Raw genomic sequence first — 17207 nt, forward strand, 5'->3', positions numbered from 1 at the left:
CGATGAACGTCCTCACCCCGCCAGCTTGCCCTGCAGCTCGGCCACCGTCTCGGGGTTGACCAGCGAGGACAGGTCGCCCGGACTGTCGCCCCGGTACACGGCCCGTACGACGCGACGCATGATTTTCATGTTGCGTGTCTTGGGCAGGTCGCTGACCAGCAGCACCTGCCTGGGGCGGTAGGAGGCGCCCATGCCGTGGACGACCGCCTGCGACAGTTCGGCCTGCAATGCTGCGTCCGCCGCCACGCCGGGCATCGGCACGCAGACGCAGACGATGGCCGAGCCCTTGATCTCGTCGGGCACGCCGATCACCGCGGCCTCGGACACCTTGCCGGTGCCGGTGAGCAGGGTTTCGATCTCCGACGGGCCGGTGCGCTTGCCCGAGACCTTGATCGTGTCGTCGCTGCGCCCCAGGATGTAGAAAAGGCCGTCCTCGTCGCGCATCGCAAAGTCGCCATGCACCCAGACGCCGGGAATGGTGCGCCAGTAGCTGTCGAGGTAGCGTTCGTCGTCGCGCCACAGGCTTTTGGTGAAGCCGATGTTGGGGTTGCGCAGCACCAGCTCGCCGACCTGGCCCGCGCCGACCGGCCGACCGTTATCGTTCACGATGTCGACCCCGGCGCCGAGCCCGCGCGCGCCGAACGAGCCGGGTCGCAAGGGATGGTGCAGGGTGCCGGTGAAATTGCAGCCGCCCACCTCGGTGCCGCCGACAATGTTGAGAAACGGCAGACGTTCTTTGCAGACGTGCTTGAAGAACCAGCGCCAGGGTGCCTCGGTCCAGGCTTCGCCGCCGGAGCAGGTGATGCGCAATGCGGACAAGTCGTAGCTTTCGACCTCTGTGTCGCCGTAGCGCATCAGGCTGCGGATTAGCGTGGGCGCGACACCGAGATAGGTGACTTTGTAGTCCTGCACCAGACGCCAGAAGCGCCCCGTGTCCGGGTAGTCGGGCGTGCCCTCGGCCACCAGCAGGCTGCCACCGAAATAGCTCGGAATGCAGGCGCACATGGCACCCACCATCCAGCCCATGTCGCTCATGAAGAAAAAACGGTCGCTCGGCTTGAAATCGGCGCAGATGTGCATGTCGCGCGCGACCATCGAGCCCAGGAAGCTGACGTGCGTCCAGACACAGCCCTTGGGCTTGCCGGTGGTGCCCGAAGTGTAGAGCAGCACGGCGGGCGCGTCGGCTTGCATCTCGGCGGTGGGCAGGTCGTGGGGCTGGCCGGCGACCAGGCTGGCCCAGTCGTGGTCGCGTCCCGGTGTCATCGGGCACGGGGCCGCGTCGCCCAGGTGGCGCAGCACCACCACGTGCTGCACGCTGGGCACCTCGCGGAGCGCTTCGTCCAGCACCGACTTCATGACGCCGGGTGTGCCGCGCCGCCAGGTGCCGTCCACCGTCAGCACCGCCTTGGCTTCGCCGTCGTTCAGGCGGGCGATGATGGGTTGCGGCCCGAAGCCCGAAAACAAGGGCATCAACACGGCGCCGATCTTCAGTACCGCAAAAAACGCGATGAAGGTCTCCGGCAGGTTGGGCAGGTACAGGCCGACTCGGTCGCCCCGGCCGATGCCCAGCGACTGCAGTGCCGCCGCGAGGCGACAGACTTCGGCGTCAAACTCGCGGTAGCTTAAGGATTTACGGTTTTTGGGGTCTTCGCCCTCCCACACCAGAAAGGGTTGCTCCCAGACCGGCGTGCCGCGGTGCCGGTCCAGGCAGTTGAGCACGATGTTGGTGGTGCCGCCGACGCACCAGCGCGCCCATTCGATGCCGCGCGAGGTGTCGAGCATCTGCGTGTAGGGTTTGTAAAAGCGCATGTCGCAGAACTCGAACACTTCCTGCATCAGCCACGCGGGGTCGGCATCGGCACGCGCAGCAAGGTCCTCGAACCTGGGCTCACCCACCTTGCGCAGGAAGGCGGTGAGGTTCGATGACGCGATCAATTCAGGCGTAGGCACCCAGTCAAACGGTTGTTTGTTAGAAATCATGCCACAATGGTAGTCGAACGTCGTTCTGGCGTCCAGCTTGAATTTTTAGTTTCCTTTATTTGGCTTGTCAGAAAGGCGGTTCATCCATGCATGTCGACGAAGCGATTCGCAGCCGGAAATCGGTCAGGTGTTTTCTACCCACGTCCGTTCCCTCCTCGGTCGTGCAGCACATTCTGAGCGTGGCAGCGCGGGCCCCGAGTGGTAACAACGTGCAGCCGTGGAAGGTATACGCGGTGGCGGGTGAGGCCCGGCAGCGTCTGTGTGATGCCTTCATCGAGGCGGCCACGCACGAGCCTGACCGCCACCAGCCCGAGTACGCGTATTACCCCACCACCTGGGTCGAGCCCTATCTGGAGCGCCGGCGTCGCTGCGGTTTCGGTCTGTATGCCACCCTGGGCATCGCCCGCGACGATGCGGCTGCGCGCGAGCACCAGATGCTGCGCAACTACACGTTCTTCGACGCGCCGGTCGGGCTGCTCGTCACGCTCGACCGCCGCCTGAACACCGGCAGCTTCATGGACCTGGGCATGTTCATCCAGAACATCCTGGTGGCCGCGCGCGCGCAAGGGCTGCATACCTGCGCGCAGGCAGCGATTGCCTGGTACCACCAGGTGGCGCGGGCCCAGTTGCCGATCGGCGACCAGGAAATCCTCGCCTGCGGCATCGCCCTGGGTTATGAGGACCTGTCGGCCCCGGAGAACGCCTTCATCACTGAACGTGCCGAGGTGGAGACATTCGCCAGCTTCCATGGTTTTTGACGTCCGCACCGGGCTCGCGTGGCAGCGTTTGAGCCCCTGATTCATCCCGCATTACGCCCCATACATAGAGGAGACAAGCGATGATTCTGCACCCGCCCGAGACACTGAAGCGCTACACCGAAAGCGGTTACTGGGGTCGACGTACCCTGCTCGACTTACTGCGCGAGACGGCCGCCAAGGCGCCGGAGCGGCCCGCCGTGGTTGACCCGGCCGATCGCCCCGATCTCATCGGCACGGCAGCGCAGAGCCTGAGTTATCGGGCGTTGTCCGCCGCCGTGGACGCCATTGCCACCGGGCTGCTGGACATGGGTTTGCGCAAGGACGAAATCGTCGTCGTGCAATTGCCCAACGTCTGGGAGTTGGTGGCCATGTATCTCGCGGTCAGCCGTGCCGGCGGCGTGCTCTCGCCGATGCCCATGCAGTGGCGTGACAACGAGTTTCAGAACGTCAAGAAACTCACCGAGGCGCGTTTTTTCTTCGGCATGCGCGATTTCAAGGGCGCTGACCAACTGGCTGTCGCCGAGAAGCTCGGCTTTGTCGCGCTGCCGATCGAGCGCATTGCCGAGATGGCGCGTGGCGCGGCTGACACGGCCCGGCTGGATGCCATCGTCGTCGATGCCAATGACATTTTCAGCCTGTGCTGGTCGTCCGGCACCGAAGCCCTGTCCAAGGGCTGCCCGATGTCGCACAACAACTGGCTGTTCCAGATGGGCCTGATCGCCAAGACGGCCGGCCTGCACGAAGGCGACCGGGTGCTGGTGACGGCGCCGGTGGTCAACATGACCGGTGTGGCCACCTGGCTGGCTTCGGTTGCCGTGGGCGGCACGGCGCTGCTGCATCACCCGTTGAACATGCCCCTGTTGCTTGAGCAGTTGATGCACGAGCAGGTGCACTTCACCTTGCTGGTGCCGGCCCTGCTGAACATGATCCTCAAATTGCCCAATGTGGACCAGCTTGACTTCTCCAGCGTGCGCAGCATCGCGGTCGGTTCGGCGCCGCCATCGCGCTGGAGCATGGAGGAGTTCAAGCGGCGCTGGAACATTGAAATCATGAACGGCTGGGGTCAGACCGAGGGCACGGCAGTGTTTACCGGCGCGCTCGACATGCCAGACGCTTCCCTGCGGGTCGATCACTTTCCGTGGTGGGGTTGCCCGGGGGTCGAATGGCCCACGGGCGTTCGGGGCATCGAGATGAAGCTGCTCGACGATGACGGTGCCGAATGCACGCAGCCGGGCCAGGTGGGCGAGCTGGTCTACCGCGGCCCCAACGTGTTTGCCGGCTACTACCGGCGGCCGGATCTGGCGAAAAGCACGTTCACGCCGGACGGTTTTTGTCGCACCGGTGACTTCTTCATCGTGCGCGACGCGCACCACATCGGGTTTTTCGACCGCAAGAAGGACATCATCATTCGCGGTGGCTACAACGTCAGCGCCGCCGAGGTCGAGAACCTGGTGCTGACCCACCCCGGCGTGCAGGAGGTGGCGGCGGTGGCGGTGCCCGACGAGATCATGGGCGAGAAGACCTGTATTTTTATCGTGCCCAAGGACAAGGCCCTGCCGCCGACTCTGGAGGACATCGTCGCCCACCTGAAGCATATCGGTGTGGCTGCCTACAAGCTGCCCGAACACATTGAGTATCTTGACATCATCCCTCGCAATCCGGTGGGAAAAATTCTGAAGGCACAATTGCGCAAACACGTGCGTCCTGCGGCCGCCTGCCCCTCCCCGACCTCTACTCCCTTATGGTAAACATCAAATTCACGTCCTCAAAGCACACGCTTCGCGGTAAAACGGCGATCATTGGTTCCGGCATTTCCGCGGTCGGCCGCGTGCCGGGCAAGAGCGCGCTCGCGCTGGCCGCCGACGCGGCGGGCAAGGCGCTGGCCGACGCCGGTATCGGCAAGCACCAGATCGATGGCGTGCTCTCCAGCCACGCCTTCGCCTCGCCGTTCCACCGCTTCAGCGTGGCCATCAGCGAGTACCTGGGCATCCAGCCCACGTTCTCCAACACGCTGCAGGTCTCGGGCGCCACGGCGGCCACCATGTTCAACATCGCCGCCGCGGCCATCGCCGGCGGCCTGGCCGAGAGCATTCTGGTGGTGGGCGGCGACAGCCTGCTGACCGGCCTGTCGCCCGACCTGGCCCTGCGCTCGATGACCGAAAGCCGGGACCAGCAATACGAAATGCCCTTCGGCATCCCGGTGGCCAATACCTTCGCCATGACCGCGCACCGGCACATGAAAGAGTTCGGCACCACGGCCGAGCAGTTCGCCCAGGTGGCGGTGATCCACCGCGAGCATGCGCGGCGCACGCCGGGCGCGCAGATGACCGGGCCACTCACGGTTGACGACGTGCTGAATTCCGGCTGGGTGACGACGCCCTACCACAAGCTCGACTGCTCGCTCATCTCCGACGGCGCGGCGGCCTTCATCGTCACCTCGGCCGAGCGCGCCAGGGCGCTGGGCATTGCCAAGCCGATCTACATCCTGGGCGGTGGCGAGTGCTACACGCACGAGCACATCTTCCTGATGCCTTCGCTGACCACCACCGGCGCGGTGCAGTCGAGCGCCAAAGCCTACGCCATGGCCGGCTGCGGGCCGCAGGACATCGACGTGGCCGGCGTCTATGACTGCTTCACCGGCACGGTGATCATGATGCTGGAAGACCTCGGTTTCTGCCCCAAGGGGGAGGGTGGGCGCTTCGTCGAGGACGGCCAGATCACCTACGGCGGCGCCATTCCCTGCAACACCCATGGTGGCCTGCTGTCGTTCGCGCACTCGGGCATGCCGGGGGCGCTGTTTCATTTCTACGAGGTCGTCAACCAGTTGCGCGGCAACTGTGGCGAACGCCAGGTGGCGGGCGCCGAACTGGGCCTGGTGCACAGCCTGGGTGCGGGCTTCGCGACCAACGCCACCACCATCCTGGGAACGGAGGCCACACTGTGATCAACCCGAAAGACGCTCACCTCAAGCCGCAGCCCATGCCGGATGCGGATTCGGAAGTTTATTGGCGCGGCATTCAGGAAGGCAAGTTGCTGCTGCAGCACTGCCTCGATTGCGGCCATGTGCAGCTCTACCAGCAGGCGATCTGCCGTGCGTGCGGCAGCGAACAGCTGGAGCACCGCGCCGCCAGCGGCCGCGCCAGGGTGCATTCGTTCAGCGTGGTGTACCGGGCGCCCGGCCCGGCCTTCAAGCAGGACACGCCTTATGCCGTGCTGCTGGTCGAGTTCGAAGAAGGTCCGCGGATGATCAGCTCCTTCGTCGGCGCCGATCCTGCGGTGGTCACCTTCGACATGGCGGTCGAGCTGGTGTGCGAACCTGACGGCGGAGGCGGCGTGTCGCTGCCGCGTTTCCGGGCGACCTGACTTCAAGCATGAAACAGCACCTTCAAGCGTCCTCCGAGGGATTGAGCTCACCCAAAGCGACATTTCGCTGGCCCCATTTCACTGCGCCATCCTCCCAGGCGGTCGTTGAGGGTGTGCCTCCTGACCAGACGATGGCTACGGTTGCGCGGCGGGCGATTGCGCCCTTGTCCATGCGTGATCGGATCGTGGCCATCGTTGCACCGGCTGGCTATGGCAAGACGACATTGATGGGAGGATGGTTTCGCGCTTGTAAAGACGCCGACCCCGTTTGGGTGGGGCTCGATGCTTCCTGGCGTGACCCAGTTTTCTTTGTGCGTTCCTTGTTAAATGCTGTCGGAGGTCCGTCAGAGCCCGTCGCGATGGGCGTCATCGACGCGACGGCGGCGGTCGAGAGCAGCTTGATGGCGTTGTTGCAGACCCTTGGCCAACGCCATCATCCCATGGTGCTGTTCTTCGACGATGTGCATGTGTTGCGAGGCAGCGAGAGCGCTCACACCCTGAGCCGTCTGTTGGTGGCAGCGCCCGACCCCGTGCGGTTCGTGGTTTGCGGCCGCGACGGGATGGACTTCGATCTGGCCGCGCTGACCGCGCGCGGGCTGGTACGCTGGGTGACGCAGCGCGAACTGAAGCTCGACGTGCAGGAGGTGCGGGAACTGGTGCGCCGGCGCCGGCTGTCAGCCAGCGACGAAGCGGTTGATCATGTCCTCGGGATCACCGAGGGTTGGCCGGCATTGGTGCAGCTTGCTCTTGCCAGCGGCGAGGGCGTGCGGGAGGCCGCAGCGGGCAGTAGCAACTTGCTGATGGACAGCTTTGTTTACGAGAGCTTTTTCAAGGGCCTCGCGCCGGCCCGACGACAGGCGCTGTTCGTGATGGCCGCGATTGGTGACTTCACGCTGCCGCTGCTGGCCGTGCTTGATGCGCCCGAGGGGGCTGAGGCGATCGCCGAGGGCGAGCAACTGGGCATTGTGCAGCGCCGCGGACGGGTGGCTGGCGAACCGTATTACGCCTTGCACGCGCTGGTGGCCGAGCATGCGCTGACGCGATTGCCTGACATGGGGCTTGTATTGGCGCGCATCCTGCGAACGCGTTGTGCGCAATGGTGGCATGCCCGGGGCGAAGTCTACCGTGCGATCCGCACGGCCCTGGAGGGTGACGACGCGAGTCTCGCGTCCACCTATCTGACCGGCTACGCACGTCAGTTGGTGCAAGGCGAAGGCCGACACGAGACCTTCCTGGACCTGCTCGCGCAAGTGGAGTCATGCAGCGTCGAGCCGGATGGCGAATTAATGGTGTATGCGGTTTGGGCACTTGTGTTTCTGCGCCGCTATGCCGAAGCGGCAGCGTGGCTGGCGCGCATCGAACGGGTTTGCGGCAAGGGAAAATCAGCCGACGTCCGCTTGATCCTGCATACGACCGTTCTTCAGCGCGGCGTGATCGCCGGCCTGCGTGATAACGAGGCCGATGCCGAGGTCTTTGTGCGCCAGTGGCTGGCCGGGCCGCCCGATCCGGACCCGTTTCACTACGGCGCCGCGCAAACGGTGCTGGCCTATGCGCACAAGTGCAATGGACGCTTCGCCGAGGCCGCCCAGTCTTTGCGCGAGGCGCAATTGAAGTTCGAGGCAGCCCCTTCTCCTTATGGCCTTATGTGGGTACGGGTGATCGCGGCTGCCTCGCTGCTCAAGGCCGGGCGGCATCGCGACGCCCTGGCGGACAGCGCCTCGGCGCTGGCCGAAGCGCCCGCTTTCACGCCTGGGGCCGCCGGCCTGGCGGCCATGCTCCGCGCGATCCGCGCCTTGCTGCTGTATGAGCGCAACCAGTGCGCCGACGCGCTGGTGGAAGTGGAAGCAGCGCTGCCACTGCTGCCGCACCAAGGCATCGTCGATGCGATGATTGCGGGCTATGTGGCCGCGTCACGTCTGCAGGCGGCACGTGGCGATCTATCTGCGGCGCTTGACGCGGCGGCGGAGGGCGAGCGCGTGGGACTGGCGCGTGGCTTTGCCCGCCTGCAACTGACGATGGTGGCCGAACGTGCGTTGTTGCTGCTGCGCGCCGGCGACGTCGAGGCGGCTCAGCGAATGGCGAGCGACCATGGGCTGCTGCCGCAAGGACCGCAGACCAACCTGCACAGAGACAAGGCCGAGCGTCTCTGGGCCCGCCTCGATCTCGCGCAGGGTCGGCCCGACCTTGCCCTGCAATGGGCCGATTCCGGCATCGCCAGGGCGCGGCGCAGCCACCAGCAGCACAAGCTGGCCGAACTGCTGATGCTGCGCTCATTGGCGTTGGCGCGAACTGGAGCTGCCGAAGGTGGGCACGACGCGCTGATGGAAAGCCTTCGCATTGCGGCATCGAACGGCTACGTGCGCCTGTACCTTGACGAGGGTGCCGAGTTAGAGGGTCTTTTGCGTCGCGTGGTCGACAAGCCGCAGAGTCCCACGCCGGCGTTTTCATACGCGCGCACGCTGCTGCTTGCCGCGGCCGCTGCATCGGCACGCCAGGATGTGACGCCCCCGGACCAGGAGCGGCCAACCGAGCGCGAACTGCAGATTCTTGGCCTGCTGGCCGACGGCCTGTCCAATGGCGAAGTGGCAGGTCGACTTGTGCTGACCGAGGGCACGGTCAAGTGGCACCTGCACAACGTGTACGCGAAACTGGGCGTGAAAAACCGCACGGGCGCTTTGCGGGAAGCGCGCACGCGGGCCTGGCTTTGAGCCTGGATTTCCTCAAGTAAAGGCCCTGGCTGGTCGATATAGACCAAAGGCCTCAGCGCGCATTTTTTTACATTTTTGAAGGAGTTGTCACCCATGACCCGATTTACCCTGCGTCAGAAATTTTTATTCGGCATGGTAGCCGTGCTCGCGGTGTCACTGCTGGTGATGTTGGGGGGACGATTCCTTGGCAAGGCCGCGCGGTTCCACCACCTTGAGCGCGATCACTTGGCGGCCGTCATGCAGATGACACTCACGATGCAAAGGGCGACCTCGGGTGACACGGTCCCGGCGGTCGGCAAAGACCTACTGCTCAAGTCGATCGAGCACGGGCAGTGGGTTGCATCACAGGTCGATGTCGAGTTGTTCAAGGTCGAACAGGGGCTGTTCCGCTTGCTCGGCTTCAATGACATCATTGACTTGCCGAGCAAGGACATTCGCGATCTGGAGCGCGTGAAAAAGATCATCAAGGCCGAACCTGGCAACATCGTGAGCCCGGCGCTGGTCGAGCGGCTGCGGCCTGATATGGCTGCTGTGCAGGATAACTCCGACCGTTTCGCCCCGCTGGTGGCCGAGGCGGTCAGCTTTATCAAAGTGCTTGTTTTCAGCATCAACCTGCTGGGAGGTCTGGTGCTGCTGGCCTCCTTTTGGGCTATCCGCAAAGCGGTCCTCGGGCCGCTGGAGGAGGCGCTGCGGCTGGCGGGCCATATTGCCCAGGGCGACCTCACGGGGCAGATCGTGACGCGTTCGAACGACGAAGTCGGTCAATTGATGGCCGCCCTTGCGGACATGCAGGGCAGCCTGTCCAGGATGGTAGCCCATGTGCGACAGAACTCCGAGAGTCTGGAAGCTGCCAGTTCCGAGATCGCCCAAGGCAACCATGACCTCAGTGCGCGCACCGAAAGCCAGGCCAGCGTCCTGGAAGAAACCGCCGCATCCATGGAGGAGCTGGGTGCTGCAGTCAAACAAAATGCTGACAGCGCGCGGCAAGCCAACCAACTGGCCATGAGCGCTTCGTCTGTAGCTATCCAGGGCGGTGAAGTGGTGGCGCAAGTGGTGGACACCATGAAAGGCATCAACGACGCCTCCCGGAAAATCTCCGACATCATCGGTGTGATTGATGGTATTGCCTTCCAGACCAACATCCTGGCGCTCAATGCCGCCGTGGAGGCCGCCCGGGCCGGTGAGCAGGGTCGCGGCTTTGCCGTTGTGGCCAGTGAAGTTCGCAGTCTGGCCGGTCGCTCGGCGGACGCGGCCAAGGAGATCAAGGTATTGATCAACGCCAGTGTCGAGCGCGTGGCGCAGGGCACGACCCTGGTTGATCAGGCTGGCACCACCATGACCGAGGTGGTAAGTTCCATTCGGCGCGTCACGGATCTCGTGGGTGAGATCAGCGCCGCCAGCAGCGAACAAAGTGCCGGTGTGACGCAAGTCGGTGAAGCCGTCACTCAGATGGATCAGGTCACCCAGCAGAACGCGGCACTCGTCGAAGAAATGGCAGCAGCTGCCAGCAGCCTTAAATCACAGGCGCAGGAACTGGTTCAGACGGTGGCGGTCTTCAAGCTGCCGTCGGCCGGGACAGCTTCTGCCTTGACTTGGTCGGAATAGGTTCTCTCCGGGCAAGGACGCTGAATTCAGACCCGCCCCATGCGCCGATATCAAACATTTTTTAAAAGTAGCGGCTTTCAGGCTCAGTCCGCCATTGGTCGCAGAAAAGCAGAACTGGTGCATACCATTGGCTTACTGGCGTTCGGCAACCTTGTCATCATCGCTGGCCTGCAGATCGCCTCGGGGTTGCCCAGCCTGCAGACGGCAGGAGTCATATTCATCCCTTTTTGCATTGCCATTCTGTGGGCGCTGAGATCCAATCAGCAAGGGCAATATCTGGTCGCGCGCTGGCTGTTGATAGTCGCGTTCTCGTCGGCCGTGGTCATCCAGGTGTTGGCTTTTCACGGGACCGATTTGCGCACCTACTTCTACCTTGCTAGCACAGGAATTGCGGGGGCCGTCCTCCTTCCCTGGCGACATCGCACTGCGACGTTCCTGTTTGTTGGCGCTAATTTCATTGCATTTTTTTGGTTGGATGCTGTCCAGTTGCCTGCTCACCTGGACGTCCTTGCGGCGCATGATAATTGGGCGATCCGCCTTTTGAGTGTTTGGGTGCGTGTGGCGCCCTTTGCATCGATTGCGTTTCTCTTCATGGTGATGGAGTACCTGACGAGACGCACCGAATGGGAACTGGATGCCCTCGCCGTCATCGATGTATTCATGCCTATCCGGTTGACGCCCAAGGCACTACCTGTAGTGGTTACGGCTCTTGCAGGGCAGACGAATCCTCCCCAGCGTAGAACTCATCGTAGGTCGGCGCTGTAACGCGAGTCGCAATTCCCAGCACTGAGGCGAACGCTGTCATCGGGTAGAACCGCCGGTTAAAACGGAACACAAATTCATTGAGATAGGCTGGTAGGTGCTGCGCGCTCACGCCGTGATGCGTACCGAGCAGCCATGCCTTCAGGTTGGAGAAGGCGAGATGGATCATTGGCAGCGATTTCTCGACTTTTTCTGTGTCGCCGTGAAGCACAACCGATTCATGGTGGTACCCCATGGCCGCCAATCCGTTGTAGCCATGCCAGCCGTCGGTGGTGATGTGGCTGCTCGCCTCGATGTTCTTCGTCGCAAACGCCTCCAACGAACGCTTGCTGCGATCTTTGAGCGCGCACAGGCGCAAACGCCCAGCATAGATGGCACGACGACCGCGTTGGCTCTGTTTTTGGCGAACCTCAACGGCACCGACCACATACGTCATGTGGTGAACGCCTTTGCCTTCACCCCTGGTCTGACCGCCAACCAGTGCCTCGTCCATCTCTATGGGCCATTGCGCTCCGATACGGTCTTGGTCGGGGCGAACCATGCCCACGCGCAATTTGTGCAGCATTTGGAATGCTGTCTCATAGCGACTGAGCCCGAGCTGGCGCTGCAACTGTAGCGCCGACATGCCAGGTGTTTGTGTCGTCACAAGGTACGCAGCCCAGAACCACACCTGCAACGGCGTGCGGGTTGCGTGCATTACCGTCCCAGCCGTCAATGACGTGCTTCGCTGGCAGTGGCGGCACCTCAGTACCGCTGGCCTATTCTCGAAGCGATACGCCTCGCCCGACGCATCGCACCCCGGGCAAACAAAGCCATCGGGCCACCGCACTCGCTCCAAGTAATTGCTGCAAGCTCGCTCGTTCGCAAACATCCTCTGAAAATCAAGCAACGTGCGCGGAAATGGCTGGCTCATCCCTAAACACTACCTATGGTGTCCTTGGGTGTCAACCGGATAGGCATGGATGTATTAACGGGCCTGTACAACCGCCGTGGTGTCGATGGGTTGTTAAAGCGTGAACTGGCGGCCGCATCGCGCCGACGCAGCACGCTCTGGCTGGCGCTGGTCGATATCGATCACTTCAAGCGGGTCAACGACTGCTTCGGCCACCAGATTGGCGATTGCACTTTGCGGCAGGTGGCGCAGGAACTACGCGACCAAGCCCGCGAGGGGGACTTCGCTGCGCGTTGGGGAGGAGAAGAGTTCCTGCTCGTCATGCCGAGCTGTAGCGATGCCGAGGGCGCGGGCGTGGCGGCTGAGCGGATGCGGGGGGCCATCGCTGCCCGAGAGCTTGCTCTGGCAGGCGCCACCCCGCTGGCGGTGACGATCAGCATCGGCGTCGCCAGCGTGCCGCCGGACGGCGACCTTGATGCCGCTCTCGGACGGGTCGATCAGGCGCTATATCGGGCCAAGTCGGCAGGACGCAACCGCGTTGTCGTGGCAAACGAGGCGACCGATATTGGGGCGTGCTCTGCCACTGATGTGGGAGCGACTGCCGGCTGATTGAGGGCTTGGTCGCAAACGCAACGTCAGCCATCTTGCGCGCACCGGATCGGCCGCCCAATCCTCGGGAAGGTAGAGTTTGGGGAGGCAGGGAATGCTGCCCTGTGAGCTGACTAGCGACAGGCTGATCGCCACCTGGCAGTTATCCTACTTGCCCTGCTGACCGCAATACTGCCGGTCGACGCCGACCGAATGCTTGTCCGTCTTCGGAAAGCCGGTGTCATCGATGATCCAGTAACGCCCGCTCTCCAGGCCCGGTGTCGGCAGGACCATTTCCTACAGTTTGACACTACACCCGATGGCTGCGATCCAGAAATTTATCAAAGTGAATCTGTGAAGAATCCATGCTGCAACGGGAAAACTCTTCGAGACACGAATCAATCATCGGCGGGGGGCCGCACAGGTATGCCTGATGTTGCGCGATCTGTTCGCCAACCACGGCTTGCAAGTGATTTGTGATCCATCCTCGCCGACCTTGCCAGGTGCTGTTCTCCGGCTCGGCGGACAAAATGGGCACGAACTCGAAGCGCCCAATCCAGTTGTGTCGAATCTGCTCGATTTCATCCAGGCCATAGAGGTCGCCCTGGGTGCGAGCCCCGAAAAAAAACACCACGTCGCGGGTGGATTTCTTGTCCTGGTGCGCTTGCTCCAGAAGCGCCTTGACAGGGGCAAGTCCACTGCCACCGGCAATGCAGATAATCGGCTGTGTTCCTGGACGCAGGTAGAAATCGCCGTAGGGTCCACGAATGTTCAATTTCGTTCCAGCTTTTGCCTGATTAAACAGCCACTCGGTGAAGGCGCCGCCGGGAACTTTTCGAATAAAAAAATCAAGCTGATCCGCTCTGCCATCCTGGCCGGGGGCGCAAGCGAAGGAGTAACTGCGGCTTTCTCCAGTGCCTGGCTTGAGCTCGGCGGGAAGGATGATTTCCGCATACTGTCCGGCCGTGTAAGCCATCGGCTGGTCGAGCCCCATCTTCACGCGCAAGATATCGTGAGTGAGGGGCTTGAGCGTGATGATGGTGCCTGACGCTTCAATGATGGGGTGCTCAGGCCGCCCCTTTGCCAAGGTAACTTCCACGACCACGTCGGATTTAGGAATGCTTTGGCAGGCGAGGATGTAGTTTTCCTTGAGTTCCTCTGCCGACAGCAAGTAGCTTTTGTCCGTCAATTCCTTGACTTTACCTTCTACGAGACGACATTTGCACTCACCGCAGCCGCCAGCCCGACAGTTATAAGGAAACGGCACCCCCTGATCAAGGGTAGCCTGCAACAGGGTCTCTTTCGAAGAAACCCGAATTTCAATGTTTGCGGGAGTCATCCGGAACTTGTATTCTGATTGAGTGCGACGAAACAGGCGATTGAACACTATTTAATTCTTTATAGAGGATGCAAATGAAATGACTATGGCTGTTATTCGCTGGCCACCCGCCGTTTATGCCGCCCGTTTAGGCCACCAGCATAGGTGTGGGGAGCAATATGGCCGCAACAGAAGATCATTTAACGAAATTATTCATTGGAAATCTTCTCTTGAAACATGTGCATGCAAAGACTGGTGCGGTGGGGTGCGTCTGCACCCCACCCAATCCAAGCGGATAAAAATTTCGGAATCTGTCAAGCAGCCACTGTCCCGAGAATTTTCAGGCCACCCATGCCGCTCTTTTTACTTGCTTCCAGCGCAAGTTTGCGTTCTTCCGGCGTAGCTTGCTTTTCATCCCACTCATTGAGCGCAGGCACCATCATCTGCTTGAAAAGAGGGGGGACCAAAGCGATCACGATCATGGTCAGATAACCGACGGGGAGCATAGGTGCGTTCGGATAAGCATGCAGCGTCCAGTAGGGCGCCTCGGCCCTGGCGTGATGATCCGAGTGGCGAGCCAGACTGTAGAGTACGTTGGAGCTCATCCAGTGGTTGGAATTCCACGAGTGACGCGGCTGCACCGGCTGACCAGGAACCCGAACGAGACCATAGTGCTCGAAATAGTTGGTAAGTTCCAGGAACTGCTTGCCCACCATGGCAATAATGGCCCAGAACCAGACGCCTGACCAGCCGGCAATGGCATACGCGGCGACAAACAGCGCGATATTTTCAAGATTGCCGCGCATGAAGGGGCTGCTGAGGGGGTTCCAGATGGACTTGCCGAGCTTCGCCAGGCGCGCCCTCTCCAGTTGATAAGCGTGGACATAGCTCATAACTGTGGAGCGAAGTGTGAATTTGTAGTAACTTTCGCCGCGCCGGGCAGTGGCGGGGTCGGACGGGGTGGAAACACTCGCATGATGACCATACACGTGCTCAATGGCGAAGGACGTATCCGCAGTAAAGGCCAACATCCACCGTCCCATAAACATATCGAAAGGACTCGCAGTCCGATGCGTGAGCTCATGCCCTGTGTTGGTGCCCCCAATAGCATTTATCAAACTCACTGACGCAACCCCGCCAACCCACATCCCCCAATGGTTGGTGGCCTCTCGCGCAGCAAACATGTCGATTCCGGAATGTTCCAGAACCAAGGCACCGACACCACCGATATCGCCGCTGCCGAACATCCATACAAGAACAAAATTCATCACCACAAGGAGTGGTAACTGTACATAAAGAGGCAGATTCAACAAGAAAGGATGCTTCAGCGACGGCTCTGAAAGATCATGCGGAAGGATCGCATCCCCCACGATAAAAAGCAGTAGCCAGGCAACGAAAGGCACACATAGCCACCACCCACCCTTCATCAAGGCCAAGGTGGTTAGAACAAATAACGTTGGCATGAGCCAACCTTTTAAATACTTCGACATAACTCGTCTCCTTTAATAAGTTTATAAGTAGCGCAAAGCACCCTGCCGACTTTCGTCCGTCATTCATGAGCATCGACTTGGGTGAATGGCGTAAGTCATCATAGGATTAAGCTGGGAAAAATTCACCTATCGAAAGATAGGTTCGGAGGCGGGATGAACCTATTCACTGTACCGGTAGCTGCCGGCTAGACCCGCCGGGCGTCCAGCCGTCAGAACCGTCTTGATACCCCGGCTAGCCGTGGTGATGGAAAGCACTTCGAAGTGCGGTATCGAACGGCTGCGTGCGCTTGTACCTCGACGAAGGCGTAGCGTGGTCGACAAGCCGCAGAGTCCCACGCCAAGGCAAAGTGACTGCGGGCCAAGAGCGGCCCACCGAGCGCGAACTGCAGGTACTTCGCCTGTTGGCCGAGGGCCTGTCCAATGGTCAGTGGCGGGTCGGCTTGTGTTGACCGAGGGCACGGTCAAGTGGCACCTGCACTACTTGTACGCCAAACTGGGCGGGAGAAACCGCACGGGCGCTTTGCGGGAAGCTCGGGCGAGAGCCTGGCTGGGAGTTTGATGGGCCCGAAGGCGCCCACGTCGTCCTCCATATCCTCAAAAGGCACCATGCCTTGTTCCGGCCAACCCGCAGCCGGAAACCGCACGGATCCCGGCTTCTCAGCGCTCGGCCTGGGCTGAGGAAGACATGCTCGTCGACTGGCCAAGCAGATTGCGCCGCAATTCCTCGGGAACGGCTGCCCCGGCATAGATGCGCAGAAAGATCTGATACATCAATTCGCTATTGTGGGTCGCGAGATAGGGCGTGAACAAGCCTTGCGCCATGAGATTGCCATTTCGGGTAACGGACAGCCCCTTGCCGGGCTCCCAATCGATCCAGAATACATCACCCTTGTACACCCTCGGCAAGGCACTGTAAATGGCGCCCACTGACCCGACCTCGTTGATTAGGCTGCGAAACTCGGCGTCGGTCGACACCAACTTGAAGTCGTTCAAGAAATAGCTGGAGATCGTCGAGCCTGAAAGTTCCCTGAGGACATGGAGGTGGATGCGCTTCGGGCCGCTCAGCTTGTTGATCGCATCCAGCGAAGCTCGTTTGTCTGGAAGGTACAAGCCGGTGACATAGGCCTTGAAATAGCCTCTTTTGTGGACCCCAGCTCCGTTGAGTACAAGTTGTTTTCCAGAGATCGTCGCCGCGTCGTTAAGCGATACACCTTCGATTTCTAATGTGTGCTTGCCGAAGCACCGAGGATCGGCACGTTGAAGGGAGGGGTCGTGAGGTCAACGTTTGCCGTGGAAGTCAGCTTCACCTTGCCCTTGTAGCTGTAACTAGGGATCTGAAAATACCACCCTGGATCGAGTGGTGCCGACATATCCGCCCCCCAAAACCCGGGGCGTACCGAAGATCGAAGTTCTCGGTTGCGGCGGCGTTGCCAATCACACCGATGGCAACTGTGAGCAAGCTACCCATGCGAGTAAAACGTTTGTTCCCACTTCCCATAAAAACTCCTTGCCTCTCCCTCGAGGCGGTTATGTTCACCCAATCTTCTTCCAGCAGTCACGCTTGCCAGCGGAAAGTCCGAAAGGATCAAATTCCTTTACGCACTTTGCGCGCCGACAACTGTCCTGGTCAAGTTTTTTCGTACAGACCGATAGGTTGTTTGATTGCCGATTTCTGCTCGAAAGCATTGGGTGGCAAGTTGCCCAGTGTGGAGTGCAACCGCTGGCTGTTGTAGAAGCTGACGA

Annotated in this window: 13 protein-coding genes and 1 pseudogene; 8 read left to right on the plus strand and 6 right to left on the minus strand. The window is 61.3% G+C overall.

Annotated elements, in window-relative coordinates; genetic code table 11:
* Window positions 1-12: 12 nt before the first annotated feature.
* Window positions 13-1980, minus strand: coding sequence for an AMP-binding protein (locus C5P05_RS19010; protein ID WP_114971382.1), 1968 nt, complete (start codon window positions 1978-1980; stop codon window positions 13-15).
* A gap of 59 nt (window positions 1981-2039) precedes the next feature.
* On the opposite strand from C5P05_RS19010, the gene C5P05_RS19015 reads away from it, so the two are divergent.
* From C5P05_RS19015 to C5P05_RS19045, 7 genes are all read left to right on the plus strand, one after another.
* The gene (locus tag C5P05_RS19015; protein WP_232834574.1) at window positions 2040-2738 is read left to right on the plus strand and encodes a nitroreductase; all 699 of its coding nucleotides are present in this window, start codon (window positions 2040-2042) and stop codon (window positions 2736-2738) included.
* Window positions 2739-2818: 80 nt separating this feature from the next.
* Window positions 2819-4486 carry a class I adenylate-forming enzyme family protein gene (locus tag C5P05_RS19020; protein ID WP_114971384.1) on the plus strand — a complete coding sequence of 556 codons (1668 nt, stop codon included), beginning with the start codon at window positions 2819-2821 and terminating at the stop codon, window positions 4484-4486.
* Entirely contained in the window at window positions 4480-5682 is a 1203-nt protein-coding gene (locus C5P05_RS19025) for a thiolase C-terminal domain-containing protein (RefSeq protein WP_114971385.1), read from the plus strand. Before C5P05_RS19020 ends, C5P05_RS19025 begins: the two co-directional genes overlap by 7 nt.
* Window positions 5679-6101, plus strand: coding sequence for a Zn-ribbon domain-containing OB-fold protein (locus tag C5P05_RS19030; RefSeq protein WP_114971386.1), 423 nt, complete (start codon window positions 5679-5681; stop codon window positions 6099-6101). Before C5P05_RS19025 ends, C5P05_RS19030 begins: the two co-directional genes overlap by 4 nt.
* A gap of 8 nt (window positions 6102-6109) precedes the next feature.
* Window positions 6110-8809 (plus strand): LuxR C-terminal-related transcriptional regulator, encoded by a 2700-nt coding sequence (locus C5P05_RS34620; protein WP_232834575.1) that lies wholly within the window; start codon window positions 6110-6112, stop codon window positions 8807-8809.
* Between the two features lie 93 nt (window positions 8810-8902).
* Complete coding sequence (locus tag C5P05_RS19040; RefSeq protein ID WP_198674784.1) at window positions 8903-10414, plus strand: methyl-accepting chemotaxis protein; 1512 nt, start codon at window positions 8903-8905, stop codon at window positions 10412-10414.
* A gap of 39 nt (window positions 10415-10453) precedes the next feature.
* Entirely contained in the window at window positions 10454-11179 is a 726-nt protein-coding gene (locus C5P05_RS19045) for a hypothetical protein (RefSeq protein ID WP_114971387.1), read from the plus strand.
* Here the strand turns inward: C5P05_RS19045 and C5P05_RS19050 are convergent.
* Complete coding sequence (locus C5P05_RS19050; protein ID WP_114971388.1) at window positions 11115-12089, minus strand: IS1595 family transposase; 975 nt, start codon at window positions 12087-12089, stop codon at window positions 11115-11117. The genes C5P05_RS19045 and C5P05_RS19050 overlap by 65 nt on opposite strands.
* Window positions 12090-12134: 45 nt before the next feature.
* On the opposite strand from C5P05_RS19050, the gene C5P05_RS19055 reads away from it, so the two are divergent.
* Window positions 12135-12677, plus strand: a complete 543-nt coding sequence (locus tag C5P05_RS19055) for a GGDEF domain-containing protein (RefSeq protein WP_157979392.1) — start codon at window positions 12135-12137, stop codon at window positions 12675-12677.
* Between the two features lie 39 nt (window positions 12678-12716).
* On the opposite strand, the pseudogene C5P05_RS19060 reads toward C5P05_RS19055, so the two are convergent.
* The 4 genes and pseudogenes from C5P05_RS19060 to C5P05_RS19075 all read right to left on the minus strand — a co-directional run.
* Window positions 12717-12947 (minus strand): annotated as a pseudogene (locus C5P05_RS19060) (transposase); the annotation flags it as partial.
* A 19-nt stretch (window positions 12948-12966) separates the two neighbouring features.
* On the minus strand, window positions 12967-14043 hold the full coding sequence (locus C5P05_RS19065; protein ID WP_198674785.1) for a 2Fe-2S iron-sulfur cluster-binding protein: 1077 nt from the start codon (window positions 14041-14043) through the stop codon (window positions 12967-12969).
* A 245-nt stretch (window positions 14044-14288) separates the two neighbouring features.
* Window positions 14289-15464 carry an alkane 1-monooxygenase gene (locus C5P05_RS19070; RefSeq protein WP_114971391.1) on the minus strand — a complete coding sequence of 392 codons (1176 nt, stop codon included), beginning with the start codon at window positions 15462-15464 and terminating at the stop codon, window positions 14289-14291.
* A gap of 657 nt (window positions 15465-16121) precedes the next feature.
* Window positions 16122-16682: a chalcone isomerase family protein gene (locus C5P05_RS19075; RefSeq protein WP_114971392.1), complete on the minus strand. Its 561-nt coding sequence runs from the start codon at window positions 16680-16682 to the stop codon at window positions 16122-16124.
* Between the last annotated feature and the right edge of the window lie 525 nt (window positions 16683-17207).

The organism is Rhodoferax ferrireducens (assembly GCF_003347515.1).
In the GTDB taxonomy this organism is placed as follows: domain Bacteria; phylum Pseudomonadota; class Gammaproteobacteria; order Burkholderiales; family Burkholderiaceae_C; genus Rhodoferax.

Coding starts and splice junctions, on each gene's coding strand:
- C5P05_RS19010 (WP_114971382.1), bottom strand. CDS start 1,980: ATGATTTCTAACAAACAACCGTTTGACTGGGTGCCTACGCCTGAATTG.
- C5P05_RS19020 (WP_114971384.1), top strand. CDS start 2,819: ATGATTCTGCACCCGCCCGAGACACTGAAGCGCTACACCGAAAGCGGT.
- C5P05_RS19025 (WP_114971385.1), top strand. CDS start 4,480: ATGGTAAACATCAAATTCACGTCCTCAAAGCACACGCTTCGCGGTAAA.
- C5P05_RS34620 (WP_232834575.1), top strand. CDS start 6,110: ATGAAACAGCACCTTCAAGCGTCCTCCGAGGGATTGAGCTCACCCAAA.
- C5P05_RS19040 (WP_198674784.1), top strand. CDS start 8,903: ATGACCCGATTTACCCTGCGTCAGAAATTTTTATTCGGCATGGTAGCC.
- C5P05_RS19045 (WP_114971387.1), top strand. CDS start 10,454: ATGCGCCGATATCAAACATTTTTTAAAAGTAGCGGCTTTCAGGCTCAG.
- C5P05_RS19050 (WP_114971388.1), bottom strand. CDS start 12,089: ATGAGCCAGCCATTTCCGCGCACGTTGCTTGATTTTCAGAGGATGTTT.
- C5P05_RS19055 (WP_157979392.1), top strand. CDS start 12,135: ATGGATGTATTAACGGGCCTGTACAACCGCCGTGGTGTCGATGGGTTG.
- C5P05_RS19070 (WP_114971391.1), bottom strand. CDS start 15,464: ATGTCGAAGTATTTAAAAGGTTGGCTCATGCCAACGTTATTTGTTCTA.